The sequence below is a fragment of the Pseudoalteromonas sp. NZS100_1 genome, assembly GCF_015864285.1.
Taxonomy (GTDB): Bacteria; Pseudomonadota; Gammaproteobacteria; order Enterobacterales; family Alteromonadaceae; genus Pseudoalteromonas; species Pseudoalteromonas arctica.
Genome location: NZ_JADYXN010000014.1, coordinates 17323 through 35082 on the forward strand (window position 1 = coordinate 17323; position 17760 = coordinate 35082).

Annotated in this window: 19 protein-coding genes; 10 read left to right on the top strand and 9 right to left on the bottom strand. The window is 40.4% G+C overall.

Features of this window, described 5'->3' with window-relative positions; genetic code table 11:
• Nucleotides 1–15: 15 nt before the first annotated feature.
• The 3 genes from I6F66_RS11000 to I6F66_RS11010 all read right to left on the bottom strand — a co-directional run bounded on the left by I6F66_RS11000 (nt 16) and on the right by I6F66_RS11010 (nt 1598).
• Nucleotides 16–396, bottom strand: coding sequence for an MmcQ/YjbR family DNA-binding protein (locus tag I6F66_RS11000; RefSeq protein WP_165728946.1), 381 nt, complete (start codon nt 394–396; stop codon nt 16–18).
• Nucleotides 397–477: 81 nt separating this feature from the next.
• The gene (locus tag I6F66_RS11005) at nt 478–909 is read right to left on the bottom strand and encodes a hypothetical protein (RefSeq protein ID WP_165728947.1); all 432 of its coding nucleotides are present in this window, start codon (nt 907–909) and stop codon (nt 478–480) included.
• An 80-nt stretch (nt 910–989) separates the two neighbouring features.
• Nucleotides 990–1598 (bottom strand): TetR/AcrR family transcriptional regulator, encoded by a 609-nt coding sequence (locus I6F66_RS11010; protein WP_165728948.1) that lies wholly within the window; start codon nt 1596–1598, stop codon nt 990–992.
• A 153-nt stretch (nt 1599–1751) separates the two neighbouring features.
• Here I6F66_RS11010 and I6F66_RS11015 point away from each other — a divergent pair, with 153 nt between their 5' ends.
• From I6F66_RS11015 to I6F66_RS11045, 7 genes are all read left to right on the top strand, one after another.
• Complete coding sequence (locus tag I6F66_RS11015; RefSeq protein ID WP_165728949.1) at nt 1752–2132, top strand: hypothetical protein; 381 nt, start codon at nt 1752–1754, stop codon at nt 2130–2132.
• 67 nt (nt 2133–2199) lie between these two features.
• Nucleotides 2200–3111, top strand: a complete 912-nt coding sequence (locus I6F66_RS11020; protein WP_110924242.1) for a haloalkane dehalogenase — start codon at nt 2200–2202, stop codon at nt 3109–3111.
• A 10-nt stretch (nt 3112–3121) separates the two neighbouring features.
• The gene (locus I6F66_RS11025; RefSeq protein WP_165728950.1) at nt 3122–3862 is read left to right on the top strand and encodes an SDR family oxidoreductase; all 741 of its coding nucleotides are present in this window, start codon (nt 3122–3124) and stop codon (nt 3860–3862) included.
• An 80-nt stretch (nt 3863–3942) separates the two neighbouring features.
• Nucleotides 3943–4587, top strand: coding sequence for an SDR family oxidoreductase (locus tag I6F66_RS11030; protein WP_165728951.1), 645 nt, complete (start codon nt 3943–3945; stop codon nt 4585–4587).
• 79 nt (nt 4588–4666) lie between these two features.
• A complete protein-coding gene (locus tag I6F66_RS11035) occupies nt 4667–5365 on the top strand; it encodes a DNA alkylation repair protein (protein WP_165728952.1) in 699 nt (232 codons plus the stop codon).
• A gap of 20 nt (nt 5366–5385) precedes the next feature.
• Entirely contained in the window at nt 5386–6285 is a 900-nt protein-coding gene (locus tag I6F66_RS11040) for a haloalkane dehalogenase (RefSeq protein ID WP_165728953.1), read from the top strand.
• A gap of 393 nt (nt 6286–6678) precedes the next feature.
• Nucleotides 6679–7086, top strand: a complete 408-nt coding sequence (locus I6F66_RS11045; RefSeq protein ID WP_165742160.1) for a hypothetical protein — start codon at nt 6679–6681, stop codon at nt 7084–7086.
• Between the two features lie 379 nt (nt 7087–7465).
• Here I6F66_RS11045 and I6F66_RS11050 read toward each other — a convergent pair whose 3' ends face one another.
• Nucleotides 7466–8011 (bottom strand): hypothetical protein, encoded by a 546-nt coding sequence (locus I6F66_RS11050; RefSeq protein ID WP_197209267.1) that lies wholly within the window; start codon nt 8009–8011, stop codon nt 7466–7468.
• A 57-nt stretch (nt 8012–8068) separates the two neighbouring features.
• Nucleotides 8069–8485 carry a hypothetical protein gene (locus I6F66_RS11055; RefSeq protein ID WP_165728956.1) on the bottom strand — a complete coding sequence of 139 codons (417 nt, stop codon included), beginning with the start codon at nt 8483–8485 and terminating at the stop codon, nt 8069–8071.
• A 202-nt stretch (nt 8486–8687) separates the two neighbouring features.
• Between I6F66_RS11055 and uvrA the strand changes: the two genes are divergently transcribed.
• A complete protein-coding gene (gene uvrA / locus I6F66_RS11060; RefSeq protein ID WP_197209268.1) occupies nt 8688–11252 on the top strand; it encodes an excinuclease ABC subunit UvrA in 2565 nt (854 codons plus the stop codon).
• A 52-nt stretch (nt 11253–11304) separates the two neighbouring features.
• Here uvrA and I6F66_RS11065 read toward each other — a convergent pair whose 3' ends face one another.
• The 4 genes from I6F66_RS11065 to I6F66_RS11080 all read right to left on the bottom strand — a co-directional run bounded on the left by I6F66_RS11065 (nt 11305) and on the right by I6F66_RS11080 (nt 15290).
• Nucleotides 11305–11493, bottom strand: coding sequence for a DUF2798 domain-containing protein (locus tag I6F66_RS11065; protein WP_231609700.1), 189 nt, complete (start codon nt 11491–11493; stop codon nt 11305–11307).
• A gap of 293 nt (nt 11494–11786) precedes the next feature.
• Nucleotides 11787–12059, bottom strand: a complete 273-nt coding sequence (locus I6F66_RS11070; RefSeq protein ID WP_231609699.1) for a DUF2798 domain-containing protein — start codon at nt 12057–12059, stop codon at nt 11787–11789.
• Between the two features lie 79 nt (nt 12060–12138).
• Entirely contained in the window at nt 12139–12756 is a 618-nt protein-coding gene (locus I6F66_RS11075; RefSeq protein ID WP_197142321.1) for a LysE family translocator, read from the bottom strand.
• A gap of 71 nt (nt 12757–12827) precedes the next feature.
• A complete protein-coding gene (locus I6F66_RS11080) occupies nt 12828–15290 on the bottom strand; it encodes a prolyl oligopeptidase family serine peptidase (RefSeq protein WP_197142322.1) in 2463 nt (820 codons plus the stop codon).
• 166 nt (nt 15291–15456) lie between these two features.
• Here I6F66_RS11080 and I6F66_RS11085 point away from each other — a divergent pair, with 166 nt between their 5' ends.
• Nucleotides 15457–16452 (top strand): LacI family DNA-binding transcriptional regulator, encoded by a 996-nt coding sequence (locus I6F66_RS11085; protein ID WP_197209269.1) that lies wholly within the window; start codon nt 15457–15459, stop codon nt 16450–16452.
• Nucleotides 16449–17678, top strand: a complete 1230-nt coding sequence (locus tag I6F66_RS11090; RefSeq protein WP_165740151.1) for a glycosyltransferase — start codon at nt 16449–16451, stop codon at nt 17676–17678. The genes I6F66_RS11085 and I6F66_RS11090 overlap by 4 nt, the downstream gene beginning before the upstream one ends.
• Nucleotides 17679–17760: the final 82 nt, after the last annotated feature.

The following is a 17760-nucleotide window of genomic DNA, read 5'->3' on the forward strand; positions in this document are numbered from 1 at the left end:
AAACCTAAACCTATTTTAAGGGGTTTGGTTTAAACCGAGCTCTTTTTGTTTTTTCTTTGTCAGGCCTAATGAAACAAGCCGATAAGACTCTTTAAGGTAATATGATAAGTCGTTATCAGTATCATCGTTGCTTTCGTAGTGTTGTATCCATTTCATTCCACGAGAAGCAAAATACGGTGCAGGCTTATAGCCAGGTATTTCACTGAGAAAATGAAAATTCAGTTCAGATGTTTTAAAAATAAAGGCTGGTTTATCACCTTCTCCCAACCCTCCTCCCAATCCGCCGATAGCAAAAACCTTTCCGCCGACTTTCCATACATGAGAGTTATGCCATTGGACCACATATGAGGTTGCTTCTAATGCGCGACAGAAATCATTAAATTCTTTATAGTTCATATTGTCGATCTTCGTTTGTATAGTCTATTGGCTATAGAGCCCATTATATGGACTTATAAATATATGAGCTCGCTTTATATTTTAGCGATAACGCGCATATAACCTACTGGCTAAAAATACGCCAATAAGCATTTCAAACCATGCGATTGGGACCAAAGTAACTGCCATTTCCCACGTTCCTAATCCTGAGTTTACAGACCCTATCCAAAAAACACCCAGCGTTGCCATGCAAGTAACAGTGGCTGATATAACGATCGATTTTACATTCTGACCAAAGCTTTGAGCGCACAACCAGTAAATAAATACCAAGGTACTCGCCAGTATCGTGTCCCATATTCCCCATATCAATGCATTACTGACAGCCATTGGTCCAACGACTAACTTTCCGGCATAGAAGGCCTCCATCATAGGAAACGCGACTAAAATAGCTCTTGCTACCTCGGCAACGTGGATCCAAATACTCGTTAGTAACATAACGACGATAAATTGCTTAAATTTTAATGTGTTATTCATAAATATCGTGTCTATTCTGATTTTTTATGGCTAATTAAAAGATAGATTCTGTAATGCATGCAACAATCTAAATTATTGAACTAAGAGTAACCAAAAATAGAATTCAAAGCATGATCAAGGACTGACTTTAATTCATCTTCAACCAGACCTACTTTTGCTTGAACAGCCAGCCCATAACTTACTGATAAAAGATAGTTAGTCAGTTTTTGAGCTGTTTGGCCTTGGGGCATATCCGTCTTCGCAATGCCAGACGCGAATAAACCTGTCAATGTTTGCTGAGTTTCTGTTCCTAATTTCTTCATATAAACAACCGCATCTTCTGGAAACGCAACACTATCTGATTCATTAACACTCTTTACAAGCAAACATCCACGGGGCGTTTCATCGCTGGTGAATAGCTCAATAAGTCCATAGAAACAAGCTTGTAACCGCGCTTTTAATGTTGCATCTGAGGGCTCTACTAGGTGTCTGTAGTTAACTTCTACATATTGTTTTTGATAATGTGCCAAAGCATCTTTGAACAATTGCTCTTTATTGACAAACGTTCCGTACAAACTCGACGTATTAATGCCAAGTTCAGAAGAAAGATTAGCAACAGAAGTACCCGAGAACCCATTGGCCCAAAATAACCGCATCGCTTTATCTAAAACGACTTCTTTATCAAACGCTCTTTTTCGTCCTGCTTTCACTCTGTGGCCCTTAAAAATAATATTAATTAACTCTATTTTGAAGCAGTCACTTCAAAATGTCAATTCGCCCTATTGACATTATAAAGTGATCGCTTCACAATTAACTCAATTCTGAAGCGATCGCTTCATAAGTATAAAATAAGTGAACTAAAAATGTTTAAAAAATTCGTACAAATTACTGCTCTATTCAACTTTCCAATCGCACTAGGCATGATTATTTCAGCGCTGATGGCACCTCAAGCAGACACGTTAATTATCACGGTGGTATTGGGCGTATCTTTTATGCTTATGGGCGCTGCGTTACTTTGGGCTACTTCAGACATTAAAACCCGTGCCCCTCTTATTGTTTGGAACGGATTGGTAAGAATGGTCGGCTTTATCATTGTTACATATGCCGCTTCATTAGGCTTGGCACCAAAGATCTTTGTCTATATTTCTGTCATGGATCTTATTACCGCCTTTGTTTACATCATTGGCAGTATGCGAGCATCCGAGCAGCCCTTTAAATCCCTATTTTTAGGCAAAACTCAGTAACTTATAAATTAATAATTTTAGCATTGATAACATTAACTTAAATAAACTACTTTTCAGGAGAAATATTATGACGATTAAAGCATTAAGAACACCAGAAGAAAGATTCTCTGTATTACCGGCCTTTCCTTACCAACCTAACTACATTGATGATTTAGCTGGTTTTGAGTCTTTACGCATGGCCTACATCGACGAGGGTGATTCCTCATCTGAAAACACTTTTTTATGTTTACACGGTGAGCCTTCATGGAGCTACTTATATAGAAAAATGCTTCCTATATTTACGGGCGCTGGTCATCGTGTTGTTGCGCCTGATTTGTTTGGCTTTGGTCGTTCAGATAAACCCGTTGATGAATCGGTTTATACCTTTGATTTTCACCGTGATAGTTTAATGCGATTAATTGAACGCCTTGATCTGAAAAATATTACGTTGGTCTGTCAAGACTGGGGCGGAATTCTAGGGTTAACAATCCCAATGGATATGCAAGATCGATTCAAAAATTTGATTGTTATGAACACGGCAATATCGGTGGGTGAAACCGCCCCTGAAGGGTTTTATCAGTGGCGAGATTTCTGCGCAAATGCCCCTGAAATACCAGTCGGTGGTTTATTTGCCTGTGACGCAGGGCCAGCCGTATCTGTGATGGATGTTATAGCTTACGATGCGCCATTTCCAGACAACAGCTATAAAGCAGGCGTAAGACGCTTTCCCGCCATGGTGCCTGTCGAGCCAACGATGGATGGTGTTGAGCACGGAAAACGCGCAAGAGAGTTTTGGTCAAAAGACTGGAACGGTCAAAGTTTCATGGCGATAGGCATGAAAGATACAGCTTTAGGCGAAGGCCCAATGGAGTACTTAAGAAGCTTTATTAAAGGCTGCCCTGAGCCCTTAAAAATTGCAGAAGCAGGACACTTTGTTCAAGAATACGGTGTTGAAATTGCAGAAAAAGCGCTTGTTCACTTAGAAATGAATAATAAATAGGCTATATCCAATGAATACAAATATAGAAAATAAAGTGATTGTTATAACGGGTGCAAGCAGTGGTTTAGGTGAAGCAACTGCGCGTTTTCTGGCTCAAAAAGGTGCTAAAGTCGTATTGGGTGCGCGTCGTAGTGAAAAACTAGCAGCTATCGTAAATGATATTCGTGCTGAGGGTGGCGAAGCTGAATATGTCACGATGGATGTCACCAAATCCGATCAGGTTAAAATGCTTGTCGACAAGGCGATTGAGACTTTTGGACGCTTAGATGTCATGGTCAATAATGCCGGCTTGATGTCAATTGCTCCGATGGCTGAGGTTAAGGTTGATGAATGGGATCGCATGGTCGACATTAATATCAAAGGGGTACTTTACGGTATCGCCGCTGCACTTCCCGTGTTTACCAAACAAAATAGTGGTCACTTTATTAATCTCGCTTCCGTTGCTGCACATAAAGTTTCACCGGGTTCGGCTGTCTATAGCGGTACAAAATTTGCGGTTAAAGCGATAACAGAAGGATTGAGAGCGGAAGTGGGTGGCAATATACGTACAACGCTATTATCACCTGGCTTAATTGATTCTGAATTAAAATTCGGTAGTTCGGATGAAGCCACCTCTCAATTTGTTCAAGATATTTATAAAGTCGCTATTCCAGCGTTATCTATTGCTAAAGCTGTCGCCTATGCGATTGAACAACCAGATGATGTCGATATTAACGAAATTATTATCAGACCAACAATTCAAGACTTCTAATCTAATGTGAGTTGATCCTGCCTTTTTTGTATTTTGTTTGGCAGGTCAACGTGAAACAGTTGCTTTAAAAGGTATAAAAAATGAAAAAAACACTCATTATTGGCGCTAATGGCCAGATTGGTAAAATAGTGGTTGAGTTGCTTCACAATCAGGATCGCCCAGTTGTCGCAATGGTTCGTAGCAAACAAAAAGCTGAGAAGTTAGAAAATATGGGTGTAGAGGCTGTTGTTGGCGATCTTGAAACTGATTTTGAACACGCTTTTAAGGACTGCGATAAAGTAGTATTTAGTGCAGGTTCTGGCGGTAATACAGGCGACGATAAAACACTTCTAATAGATTTATGGGCAGCAAAAAAAGCAGTTGATTATTCTTTAAAGGAAGGTATACAACATTTTGTAATGGTAAGTGGTTTAGGCGCACAAGACCCTGACGAATTTGAATCAGAAATAAAACCCTATTTGGTGGCAAAGTATTTTGCCGATCAGTACCTATTATCCAGTGGCCTAAATTACACCATTCTTAGACCGGGACTCCTTACTAATGATAAAGGCAACGGGCTCATAACAACCACGCGTTCGACTTCTACGAATGATTTATTCATTAGCAGAGAAGATGTCGCTAAATCAATAGAGTATTACATTAATCGTGACGAAGTCAGTAACCAGATATTTGAACTTTATCATGGTAATGAAGTAATTAGCTCGGCATTAACCGCTAGCAATTAATTTATAACCAACGATTCGCTAACCACTATAAAATAATATATTAGCGAAAGAAGCTATTAATATTAGAGTTTTAAATAATATGCAAAACTACCTTCAAGAAATAGAAACAATCACTTCTAAAGCAGGTGAAACCGTTCCTTTACAAAGAAAAGCTTTTGAAAGAGGTTTTTCTTTTAAACACATGTCTTTTTATGAACAACTAGCGATATGGAGTTATATCTGGACGAACACCAAAGTGTATAGAGCTGAAATGTTTTGTTTGTATTTCTTGGAGGAGCATATTAAAAACAAAGATGAAATGCTGGCCGCTTGGCCAACGATTAAATTATGGCAAGACAAAATTAATCGATGGGAAACAAGCGATGGCATTTCAAAAATATATGCTCAATTAGTAGAATATGATGCAGCATTAATTTTGCCAACGTATAAAAAATGGAATACGTCTACAAACCCATGGCATAGAAGACAAAGCATAGTGGGTTTACTTTATTACAGCGCTCATAGAAAACACTATTTACCTTTTCAAGTACTTATAGATTTGGTAGCACCTTTAATTTCTGACCACGCTTATTATGTTGAAAAAGGAGTGGGTTGGACACTTAGAGAAATAGGAAATATATACCCTAAAGAGCAGGAAGAATTTCTATTTGAAAACGCAACTAAAATATGTGCTTATGGATATAGTGCAGGTACAGAAAAATGGGATAAAACAAAACGGGAAAAACTGAAGCAAATTAGAAAAGCAGCAAGAGTTTTAAATCGCAAAAATTCAATTTAAACATTTAAAAAGGAATAAATATGTCAAACAACAAACCAATATCAGCAGCGTTTCCTTTTGAATCTAAATTTCAAGCTGTATTAGATTCTAAAATGCATTATGTCGATGAAGGAGACAAAAGTTCTAAAGATACTTTTTTACTCATACACGGAAACCCTACATCAAGTTATTTATGGCGAAACATCATTCCGCATGTAAGTCCGTTAGGTCGTGTAGTTGTTCCCGATCTTATTGGAATGGGTAAGTCTGACAAGCCCGATATAGACTATACATTTGAAGACCATATTACCTATTTAGATGCGTTTATTGAAAAGTTAGCCTTAAAAAATATCATTATAGTCATTCAAGATTGGGGTTCTGCTTTAGGTTTTAACTATGCCAATCAGCATAGAGAAAATATAAAAGGGATTGTTTTTTTTGAAGCTATGTCTCAAGTTTCTTATTGGAAAAATACGACTAAAGAGACAGAAACATTATTTAAAAAATTTCGTGACCCTGCAGAAGGGCATGAAATGATTGTTAAAAACAACTTCTTTATTGAGGCTATGCTACCCATGATGGCGGGCAGAGAATTAACTCAAGAAGAAATGGACCATTACCGAGCGCCTTATTTGGAAGAAAAGAGCCGTAAACCACTGCTTATGTGGCCTGGTCAAATTTCGTTTGATGGCGTCCCAAAATTTACCACTGACATTGTTAATTCATATAATGAATACCACAAAAATTCAGATGTGCCTAAGTTGTTATTTTATGCAGAGCCAGGACTAATTATTAATCGAGAATTAGGTGAGCATATCGCTGAAACGTGGAAAAATATTACTGCAGTAGATTTAGGTGAAGGAAAGCATTATCTACAAGAGTCGCATCCACACGAAATTGGTGAAGGTATTGTCGATTGGTATAAAAAAGTTATTAAATAAACACTAATTATAGGGCTAGTGGTCAAATAGAAAAAATGCTTAAGCGTTATATTGGGTAGACTACGGAACCATGAGCAGATTTATTTGACCGCTATAATTTGACACTATAATTTGACCACGACAAAGAAAGTACCGATGGCAGCTAAATTATCCACGTTTGAAGCAGTTGATGGCTCTGCTACATTATATACCGCCACCAAAAATAGCCTTAGATGCACGGCTATTAAACTGAGAACAGGTGGCGTTTGTTTATATAGTCCAGTGTCAGGCCTCAGTGAAGAGGCTAAAGATAGCCTAATCGAATTAGGCGAAGTCCAATATCTACTCGCCCCTATACCTACCATAATGCTGGTTTGATAGAATACTCAAAAGCCTACCCCAAAAGCTCATTTAGTGGCATCTGAGAGTGCTCATGCACGCTTGACTGACAGGACAGGGCTAACGTTCAAAGAATTATCATCGCTAGCCAATGCACTACCAGAAGGACTTACCCTAGAAGAACCCAGTGGTTTGAAAAATGGTGAGGTTTGGCTTATAGAGTCAGCGCAGATTGGCTATATTTGGCATGTTGTGGATGCCTTTTCGGGCCAAAAACATACTGAAGGCCCAATATGTGACATTGTAAAAATGGTTAAAGTATTTCCTAATTTTGGTATTAAAGATCGAAAAGTCTTTGCCAGCGCGGTAATGCAACTTATTGAAATTTCACCGCCTAAAATTTTACTTCCTTGTCATGGTGCTTTAATTAAGTCACCTGATCTAGCTGATAAGCTCCGTAATTTAATACTAGAACTTGGCTAGAGAAAAACGATACTTGTGTAATTTTAAAATAGTATCATTTGAATTAAATCATAGGTCTGGCTACTCATTTAGAGATGAATTTTCAAGTCGCTTTATGCCCATTTCCGCCTTAGGAAGCTAATCCACAGTCGCTCCAAAGCGCCTAAAAAACCAAAAAATTATAGCTAATATTAATTAGCTATAATAAAGACTACTTTTCCCAAGCAAATTTTTGAAAAGGTTTATCTACTGGCGTTTTTGCAATGTGATTTACCAGAAGAAGTGCACCTAAACCCTGAACGTGAAACCGTTAAAGTGGAGAGTGCATAACGAAGTGATCGCGACAACTAGTTTGACAAACACCGCCAACAGCACACTATTTTGCTATTATTGGAGCTTGTTACTCTGTTTTTAAAACCAGCCCTTTAGATTGGGCAAATATCACTAGCGCAAATAGTATTTCGGTTATCCCGCCAATAAATGCGCCAATTACAAAATTGGCATTTAATACAATACACATCATGCCAAAAAACATAAGCAAAGCTCCTAAAATCCAATAGATTTTCATGCCATATAAAGTGTTAAAAATTAAATAGCGAACACCAATTATCATCAGCATTATTGGATAAAACCATTCAGCTTGAAGTTTTGCTACGTAAAACGCTAAAAACAAACCAACAAATAAAATAATAGTGCTTTCTAAGGCCAATTTACCTAATGGGTTTTTAGGGTCGTGATTGCCAGAGCGTTTAAGTGCTTTTGAAAGTAGCATAGCTAATGGATGTATAAACATGCCACCAAAAAACAGTGTAAGCATGCTTACTTGATTTGAATGCATTAGTGCGACAAAGCCAGCTATAGACCAAACCAAGCCAGATACTAATACACCCGTTCCACCACCAAAATATGCAAGGTTCATATTTTGTTGCGCATCTTCAAATTTCATAGTAATTCCTTAACTTTAAAACAAGAACCTAAGGCAGCATGATCGCACTAATAATAATTACAGCTCGTTACTCGAATACACACTTAAAATAGGAAACTTATGCTCGGCAAACGAGACGGTGACTGATTGTGTTTCACTACCTTTAAAACCGAGCTTAAATTCTATTGGCGTTAATCTGCTGCCATCTGCAAACAATGCTAATAAATGTTCTTGATTGAGCTCGCGGTTGCCTGACGATAAATTAGTTAGCGTAATAACTGCCCAGCGCTCGCCTTCGTTATTGCTCATAAGAACGTAATTTAAAATTGTGAAGTCAGATTTTTTAGGCGTTATTTTGTTATCGTTTGGAAACGATAAATGAATACTGCGGGGTATAGCACGATCAACATTTAATACATTATTAAGAGTGTTTGAGGTGTTGGCAGCGACTGCCGATGAAAACACGATAAAAATCAAAACTAAGGCTTTAAACACAGTGCAACTTCCCTTTATTAAATTGTGTTTTTAAAAACAATCGTTGAAAATTTATACTCTCAGTTTTTACCTATTATGTAAACGCACAATAATCATAATTTAACGTATATTTTGAATAAGCGCACATTCAGTGAGACTACTGTAAGGTTTATACCTTGAAAAGCTCGCGTAATCATAAGGTTATTAAACAGGAGTAAACTACATGCCAACCACACCTAAAAGTCCCCAAGCGGTTAATAATGCACAATCGGCTTTATTAAACCCTGAGCACAGCATTCAAGTAAGAGGCGCACGTGTTCATAACTTAAAAGATGTGGATGTAGATCTCCCCCGTAATTCACTTGTTGTTTTTACCGGTATATCGGGCTCGGGTAAGTCATCACTAGCCTTTGGAACATTATTTGCCGAATCGCAACATCGATATCTTGATTCGGTTTCGCCTTATGCACGCAGATTAATAGATCAAGTAGATGAGCCCGATGTCGATTCAATTGAAGGGCTGCCACCTGCTGTTGCACTGCAACAACAACGGGGTGTGCCGTCGGTACGCTCATCTGTGGGCAGTGTAACCACTATTTCTAACGCGCTACGTATGTTGTACTCGCGCGCAGGTGAATACCCAAAAGGCCAAGGTATACTTTATGCCGATGCGTTTTCGCCTAATACCCCGCAAGGCGCGTGCCCAGAATGCCACGGTATTGGCCGTGTATTTAACGTTACCGAAGAGCTGCTAGTGCCCGACCCCACTAAATCAATTAGAGAACGCGCAATAGCCGCGTGGCCACCAGCATGGCAAGGTAAAAACCTAAGCCGCATACTAACCTCGTTAGGTTACGATATTGATAAACCTTGGAATACTCTGCCTAAAAAAGCACGCGATTGGATTTTATTTACCGACGATACGCCTACGGTGCCGGTATTTCCTGAGTACACACTTGAGCAAACACAAGCGGCTATTAAAAATGAAGAAAGCCCAAGTTACATGGGTATATTCTCGAGCGCTAAACGTTTTGTTTTACAATCGTTTGCGAGCACTCAAAGCCCACGTACTAAAAAGCGCGTGTCGCAGTATATGCAAATATCACCATGCCCACGGTGTAATGGCAAAAAACTGAAAAAAGAGTCGCTATCGGTTAAATTTGCTGGGCTTGATATTGGCGAAATCTCGCAGCTAACATTAAGTGAACTGGCTCAAACCCTTAGTATTGCGGCTAACAAAAAGCCTAAAAACAACGCTGCTAACCCAGAAAAAGCCATAGTAGCAACGCGTATAGCCAGCGACATTCTTAAACGAGTTGAAGCACTTACCAAACTTGGCTTAGGGTATTTATCGCTTGAACGCACCACCCCATCATTATCGCCTGGTGAATTACAGCGCCTAAGGCTTGCTACGCAAATTCGCTCAAAACTGTTTGGGGTGGTTTATGTATTAGATGAACCTTCAGCAGGTTTACACCCGGCAGATACACAAGCATTATTAGCCGCGTTAGATGAGCTAATAGCAGCGGGTAACTCAGTATTTGTGGTTGAGCACGACGTAAGTGTTATTCGCCACGCCGATTGGGTGGTTGATGTAGGCCCAAATGCAGGTACTCACGGCGGTAATATTGTTTATAGCGGCCCTGTTGAAGGCTTGCAAAAAGTGACCAGCTCGCACACTAGCCAATACCTTTTTAAAAATGATGAAAAGCTTTTAAGCCAAAGTAACAAACCACAACGCAGCGCAAAAGCATGGTTAAAGCTTAGCGGTATTGAGCGTAATAATTTACAAAAACTCGATGTAGAATTTCCGCTGGGCGTTATTACAAGCGTTACGGGCGTGTCTGGCTCTGGTAAATCGAGTTTAGTAAGCCAAGCTTTAGTTGAGCTGGTATACGATGCACTTGGGCAAAAATCGCTGCCACAAATACCTACAGATGAAGCCGAATTGCTCGACCAAGAGCTCGATATAACAACCGAGGGTAAAATCACTCAAGGCATTGAGCATATAAAACGCCTTATTACGGTTGATCAAAAAGCGATTGGGCGTACACCTCGCTCTAACCTGGCAACTTACACGGGGTTATTCGATCATGTTCGTAAACTGTTTGCCAATACCAAAGAGGCAAAAGCGCGTAAGTACGATGCAGGTCGTTTTTCGTTTAACGTAAAAAAAGGTCGCTGCGAAAACTGCGAAGGTGTTGGTTTTGTAAGCGTAGAGCTTTTATTTTTACCTAGTGTGTATTCGCCTTGCCCTGTGTGTAACGGCAAACGCTATAACGAAAAAACACTTGAGGTTACTTACAAGGATAAAACCATTGCCGATGTGCTTAATTTAACAGTTGAGTCGGCGCATACATTTTTTGCCGATGAACCCGCTATTTTACGCGCGCTAAATGCGTTGCTACAAGTGGGACTTGGTTACTTACGTTTAGGCCAACCAGCTACAGAACTCTCGGGCGGTGAAGCGCAGCGCATTAAACTTGCCACAGAGTTACAGCGCACACAACGCGGCGATACCCTCTATATTTTAGATGAACCAACCACAGGCTTGCATCCTAAAGATGTGGCCATGTTAATGGCGCAATTAAATGGGCTCGTTGATGCCGGCAACACCGTCATTATGGTTGAGCACGATATGCAAGTAGCCAGTAATAGTGATTGGGTTATTGATATAGGCCCTGGTGCGGGCGATGAAGGCGGGTTAATAGTGGCGCAAGGTAAACCTACCGATGTGGCTCAATCTAAAATAAGCCGAACAGCACCCTTTTTGAATGGCGCAATTTAGCTAGCAACTAAACACTAAATAATAAAAAAGAGCCAATGGCTCTTTTTTGTTATTAGCTTTTTAAAAAACGTTCTATTTTAGGTTTTACTGTAACCGACATTATCAGCATTATAGTTAAACCTATTGGTAATGCGGCTAATAACCCTTCAGTCCATCCAGTTACAAATACACGCATATCTGCATAGCCGATATTGTTAGTAGCAGTAACAAACGCCATCACCGACTCCATTATCAACGCCATAAAAACACTAATCACTAAATTACGTTTTAACTCACTGCTAGGGCGTGTTTATCTTTGTGGATTGAAATTTGTTCAATCTAGGGGCGATTAAATCACGGCGCGAGGTTTGTAACCTAGTGGGCTAAGTAAAAACCGAGCAACAAAGAGTTAATAGTCCCTAGAAAGAACCCTTCGGGCAGCGCATGTTTGGTATTTATGCTGCGTTATCGCCTATTTATGGGGAATAACCACACTACATAGGCTCTGCCTTGCCTAAAAACCAAACACACTGCTGCAAATTCAACCACCAAAGGTCAATACGCCCTAAGTAATAACTTAGCAACTAGCTTATGCATTAAGGTCATCATTACAAAACCAATAGGTGCCATAACTAATACCGCACTTATAAACGAGGTAAACCAGTCTGCATAAAAATGTTCTGTAATCCCCACATTCACATAGGTCATCACGCCTGTTAAGCTCCCGCCAATTAAAGTAATAACACTCATTATTACCAGTATCTTATAAATAAGAGGCGTTTTTTTAGGCTCAACTAGTGCTGGATTTACGGTTACAGGAGTACTCATTTAGGCATACCTTAGACTTTAAATTAGATGATAAAGTCTACTATGTCAAATTAATTGACAATATCAACCATTATTTATTTTACCCAATCGCCAACCATATACCTACAAGTACCATTAAGCTGCCCGCTATTCGGTTCATCCATTTAATATTATCGCCACGGGCTAAAAATAAACGTAGGCTTTTGCCACCTGTTGCATAAGCCAACATGCTTAAAAACTCGGTGGTCATTATAACGCCAAGTAATACTAAAAGCTGAGGGGCTACAGCATGCTCAACACTAATAAACGGCGGTAATAACGAGATCATAAACGCCCACCCTTTAGGGTTAGCAATTGCGGTTACAAAACCTTGCGTAAATAACGACTTCCGACTTACGTCACTTGGTTTTGAGGTATCGACCGACATTTTGCCTTTGGCTCGCCACATGTTAACGCCAATATAAATTAAGTACGCACCGCCTACCCACTTTAAAATAGCGAACGCATCTGGGTAATTTAGCATGATGCTTGCAACGCCTAATACCGCAGCTATAGCAACGGTTGCTACGCCTAACAGCTCGCCTATCATCATCCATAATGTGCGGCGCACGCCAATGCTCATACCGAGTGTCATGGCAAGGGTCATACACATACCAGGCGTTATCGACACAAAAAAGAACGTAGGAATAAAAACCGCAAGTGCTGCTACATCAATCATTAATTTACTCTCATATTAAAAGCAAAAACGCGGCTATAAGTAGCCGCGCTGTTACTTACTCATGTTTATTACTATTGCCCAACACTTATCACGGGTTCAGTAATAACCTCTACTGGCTCTGCTGTATCATTTAGCAAATACTTATCTAACCACTGTTCTTGTTCCCACAATACATGTAACAAGCTTTTACGCGCACGGTAACCATGTGCTTCATAAGGGAGCATTACTAAACGCACGTCTTTACCTAGCCCTTTAAGTGCAGCGTACATGCGCTCGCTTTGCATTGGGAAAGTTCCCGAATTAGGATCCTCTTGACCGTGGATCATCAGCATTGGCTCGTTAATTTTTTCAGCATGGAAAAACGGCGACATATTAGCGTACACGCTTTGTGCTTGCCAAAAATCACGCTCTTCTCCTTGAAAACCAAACGGCGTTAATGTGCGGTTATACGCGCCGCTGCGGGCAATACCCGTTTTAAATAAATCAGTGTGAGCCAACAAGTTAGCAACCATAAATGCACCGTATGAGTGCCCTGCTATGGCTATTTTATTTTTATCAGCAATGCCTTTTTTAACTAATACATCAACAGCGGCTTGCGCGCTTGATACTAACTGCTTTCTAAAGTTATCGTTTGGCTCGCTGCCATCAATACCTACAATTGGCATTTTAGGGTCGTCAAACACGGCAATCCCTTTGGCAAGGTAAGGCATTGGGCCCCAATAGCCAATGTAGGTAAATGCATAAGGCGATTCGCGTACTTGCGATGCTACGGCTTTATCTTTGTATTCAAGTGGGTAAGCCCACATAAGTACAGGTAACGGGCCTTGTGTTTTATCGTACCCTGGTGGTAAATAAAGCGTGCCTGAAAGCTCAACACCGTCGTCGCGTTTATAACGTAATTGCTCTTTAGTTACGCCTTTAAATGCAGGGTACGGGTGAGCAAATGTAGTTAGCTGTGTTAGCGTGTCGTTGCCTAAATCGCGTATAAAAAAGTTAGGTTGCTCAGTTTTAGATTCACGAATAGTAATAAATCGCTCACCTTCGTCGTCAAGCAGTGCACGTACACGTTCGTAATATGGTGCTTCTGATTGCCATAATCGCTTGCTGCTATTTGTTTTAACATCGTACCTATCTAAAAACGGTACATTGCCTTGCTCTGATGCGCCATTACCACGCAGGTAAATATAACGCCCACCTACAATTTTAATAACGTTCGCGCCTAAATCGTTGCGCTCGTAAATTGCATTACCAGGGTCTTTATACGCATCGTTATAACTACGCTCTGAAAATAAAACGCGGTTTCTGTCGGCATCTCGTGGTTGCACTATGTAAGTACGAACTTGGCGATCGCTAAAGCGCCAGTCTGTCAGCATGGCTACGTTTTCGTTGCCCCACTCAATACCAGAGTAACGGCGTTCTACTTTGGCAAATAATTTAGGCTCGCGTTTAAAAGGTGCACGTAAGCTGTAAATATAATCATGGTGCTCAACGTCGGTTTTCATGTCGCCGCCATCTTGCGCCTCGGCCCAAATAACTTCAGCGCCTTGATCGGCTCGCCATTTAAAGTCTCGGCGGCCAGTGCGTACACTGTCATAACCTTGCGGAATATTATCGGCAAGTGGCTGTTTTGCCAGCTCTGCTAATGCATAGCCGCGCATGCCCCATATTTGCCATGTGCTTGCAAATCGGCTGTAAGGCACTTGATACGAAAACGGCTCATTAATACCGGCTACTAAAATATTGGTAGAATCAGGTGACACCGAAAACGATTTAAATAAAGAAGGGCTACCTATTGCTTGTGTATTGCCATCAAGTGTTACGTAAGCTAATTGCCCTTGGCCGTAAAACTTAAATTGCGCTTCATCAAACGGGCTTGTTAATAAATTTTGGTAAGTACGTGCTGGTGCTTTTTCGCCGGTACTTTGTTGAATAACTGGCACTACACTTTGGCTGTTATTTTCAAGCCTAGGCTTGCCAAAATTAACAGCGAGGTTTGCAACTATGGCGCTGCTATCTGGTAGCCATTTATAAGGTGATGATGTTAATACCGAATTTAATGCAGCGCTTGAAAGCTCTTTTGCTTGTTTGGTTTCAACGCTGTAAAGCCATAAGTTGGCTTGGGTTGGTTGCTCAACAACAAAGGCTAAATATTTACTATTAGATGACCATTTAGGTGAGCGAATAATGCCATTAGGTAAGTTATTAATACTAATAACCGACCCGCTTTGAACATGCTTTAGCTCCACAGCGCTAAATTTGGCACTCACACGAGAGCGCGAAAAATTAGCGGGATTTAGCTTAATACCAGCAAGCTTAAGCTCTTCTTTTGCAAGTTCATCAAGGGTTACTACACGTTTGCGTTCAAAAAGCGCTAGCCACTGGCCATCGCTCGATAAGTAACTAGTGGGTGCTAACTTAGCGTCAACCAATGCTGCAAGTTCAGGTGATGGGGTTTGATAGCCCTGCTCGGCGTAACTTGTTGGTACTAATGCCGCACAACAAATAAAGGCAACTAACAGCCTAAAAGCGCTCATGTTTTTATCCTTTTGTTATTTTTTACTCTTATAGGCGTATATAAACACGTTTTGCTTTGTTCATAAAGTATTAAGGTAAGTTAAACACCTCTAAAAGATGACTTAATAGTGCTGATTAAGCTAAACTACAGCGCTATTTATTCACCACTGCGGTACTTAAAATACAATGCATAACAAAGCCAAATCAGTCACTATTTTTGATGTTGCAGAGCGTGCTGGTGTATCAAAATCAACCGTATCCTTGGTGCTTACCCAAAGCGATAAAGTGGGCAATAAAAGTAAACAAAAAATACTCAAAGCGATTGATGAGCTAGGATACGTTTATAATCGTGATGCCGCTGCTATGCGCTCAAAACGCTCAAATTTAGTGGCCATAGTAATAAACGATTTAACTAACCCAGCTATGGCACACCTTGCTACCAGCCTACAACTTTTGTTAAACGACAATGGCTTACAAGCCATGATTGTAAGCAGTAATAATAGTCTTGAACTACAAGCAAACGCAGTTAAAAACTTAAAAGAATACAACGCTGCTGCATTTATTATTTGCCCCGTTGCTAGTACTTGCCCCAAATGGCTTGATACGCTCAGCGCGCAACACAAAGTAATTACCGTAATGAGCGAAGTGCCTTTTAGCGCAGCTCCTTGTGTATTACCCGACTATAAAAAAGCCAGCCACGTAGCCAGTATGCATTTGCTCTCACAAGGCGTGACAAACATTGCATTTATAGGCAGTGAACTTACTTTAAGTGATTCACAAGCACTACAAAGTGGCTTTAATACCGCTTGCGCGCAGCACAGCATTACACCATTAGCACCCATTCACTGCGCAGTAAACACAGCCCTTAGCGCTAAAAATGCATTTATAGAAGCATATAAACACAACCCCACATTAAACGCTGTGGTGTGTGCAAACGATATTATTGCTCAAGGTGTTATTGCTGCTATTAACTCATTAACACATCACTGTATTAAAGTGGTGAGCTGCCACCATATTCCTAATAGCGCGGTTATAAATGATCACTTAACCACTGTGGCTATAAGTACAACTGATATAGCCAAGCGGTGCCTTTTAATACTACAAGAGCTACTACAAAATACAGCCCCGCCAGTAAAAACACTGGTAAATGTAAACTTACAAATTAGAGGTTCTAGCCAATGAAAAAAGTGCTGGTAATTGGCTACGTATGGCCAGAGCCAAATTCGTCTGCTGCGGGAACGCACATGATGTCGTTATTAAATGCATTTAGAGCGCAAAACTGGGACGTTGAATTTGCAACGCCCGCGCAGCGCACCGATCACATGGTAAATCTTGACGACTTCGGTATAACCAGTCAAAGCATTGCACTAAACTGCGACAGCTTTGACGAATACGTTAAAGCCTATAATCCAGATATAGTCATGTTTGACCGTTTTATGATGGAAGAACAATTTGGCTGGCGCGTCGATAAACATTGCCCACACGCAATTAAAATTTTAGATACCGAAGATTTACAATGTCTGCGTAACGCTCGCCACGAAGCGTTTAAAGGTGAGCGTGAGTTTACAACCAGCGATTTACACTCAGACATAGCAAAACGCGAAATTGCCGCTATTTTACGCTGCGACCTGAGCTTAATTATTTCAAGTTATGAAATGAGCCTGCTAAACAGCGTATTTAAAATAGAGCCAAGCCTATTACACCATTTACCGTTTATGGTTGATTTAAGCTCACTGCCTACAAGTACAAAAACGTTTGAGCAGCGCCAGCACTTTATGACCATAGGTAACTTTAGACACGCGCCAAACTGGGATGCTGTACTTTACCTACAAAAAATATGGCCACTTATTCGCAAGCAGCTACCAAAAGCAGAACTACATATTTATGGCTCTTACCCACCACCAAAAGCCACGGCACTAAATAACCCTAAAACAGGGTTTTTAATAAAAGGTTGGGCCGATAATGCGTTTGATGTAATGCAAAGCGCACGCGTATGTTTAGCACCACTGCGTTTTGGTGCAGGCATTAAAGGTAAATTGCTTGAAGCCATGATTATGCAAACACCCAGCGTTACCACCAATATTGGCGCAGAAGGCATGCATAACGATTTATCATGGCCGGGTAAAATAGCCAACACCGCCGATGACTTTGCCAATGCTGCCATTGAAATGTACACCAATCAAAGTGACTTTGAACAAGCGCAGCAAGATGGCAACACGCTCCTTAATACGCTGTACGATAAAGCACAATTGAGCGCAGCTTTAATTCAAAAAGTCGATTCAATAAGTAGTGATTTAAACGCTCATCGCGAAAAAAACTTCACAGGCCAAATGCTCAAACATCATACAATGCGCAGCACTCAATACATGTCGCAATGGATAGCCGAAAAAAATAAAAAATTAGATTAAAAATGACTAGACACACACCAATTAGTGTTTAAAATCGCGCCCATCGAACGTGGGCATTTTTAGCTGTATTGTCTATATTTTT

Coding starts and splice junctions, on each gene's coding strand:
- I6F66_RS11035 (WP_165728952.1), top strand. CDS start 4,667: ATGCAAAACTACCTTCAAGAAATAGAAACAATCACTTCTAAAGCAGGT.
- I6F66_RS11025 (WP_165728950.1), top strand. CDS start 3,122: ATGAATACAAATATAGAAAATAAAGTGATTGTTATAACGGGTGCAAGC.
- I6F66_RS11040 (WP_165728953.1), top strand. CDS start 5,386: ATGTCAAACAACAAACCAATATCAGCAGCGTTTCCTTTTGAATCTAAA.
- I6F66_RS11065 (WP_231609700.1), bottom strand. CDS start 11,493: ATGGCGTTGATAATGGAGTCGGTGATGGCGTTTGTTACTGCTACTAAC.
- I6F66_RS11050 (WP_197209267.1), bottom strand. CDS start 8,011: ATGAAATTTGAAGATGCGCAACAAAATATGAACCTTGCATATTTTGGT.
- uvrA (WP_197209268.1), top strand. CDS start 8,688: ATGCCAACCACACCTAAAAGTCCCCAAGCGGTTAATAATGCACAATCG.
- I6F66_RS11080 (WP_197142322.1), bottom strand. CDS start 15,290: ATGAGCGCTTTTAGGCTGTTAGTTGCCTTTATTTGTTGTGCGGCATTA.
- I6F66_RS11030 (WP_165728951.1), top strand. CDS start 3,943: ATGAAAAAAACACTCATTATTGGCGCTAATGGCCAGATTGGTAAAATA.
- I6F66_RS11000 (WP_165728946.1), bottom strand. CDS start 396: ATGAACTATAAAGAATTTAATGATTTCTGTCGCGCATTAGAAGCAACC.
- I6F66_RS11015 (WP_165728949.1), top strand. CDS start 1,752: ATGTTTAAAAAATTCGTACAAATTACTGCTCTATTCAACTTTCCAATC.
- I6F66_RS11020 (WP_110924242.1), top strand. CDS start 2,200: ATGACGATTAAAGCATTAAGAACACCAGAAGAAAGATTCTCTGTATTA.
- I6F66_RS11090 (WP_165740151.1), top strand. CDS start 16,449: ATGAAAAAAGTGCTGGTAATTGGCTACGTATGGCCAGAGCCAAATTCG.
- I6F66_RS11070 (WP_231609699.1), bottom strand. CDS start 12,059: ATGAGTACTCCTGTAACCGTAAATCCAGCACTAGTTGAGCCTAAAAAA.
- I6F66_RS11085 (WP_197209269.1), top strand. CDS start 15,457: ATGCATAACAAAGCCAAATCAGTCACTATTTTTGATGTTGCAGAGCGT.
- I6F66_RS11005 (WP_165728947.1), bottom strand. CDS start 909: ATGAATAACACATTAAAATTTAAGCAATTTATCGTCGTTATGTTACTA.
- I6F66_RS11075 (WP_197142321.1), bottom strand. CDS start 12,756: ATGATTGATGTAGCAGCACTTGCGGTTTTTATTCCTACGTTCTTTTTT.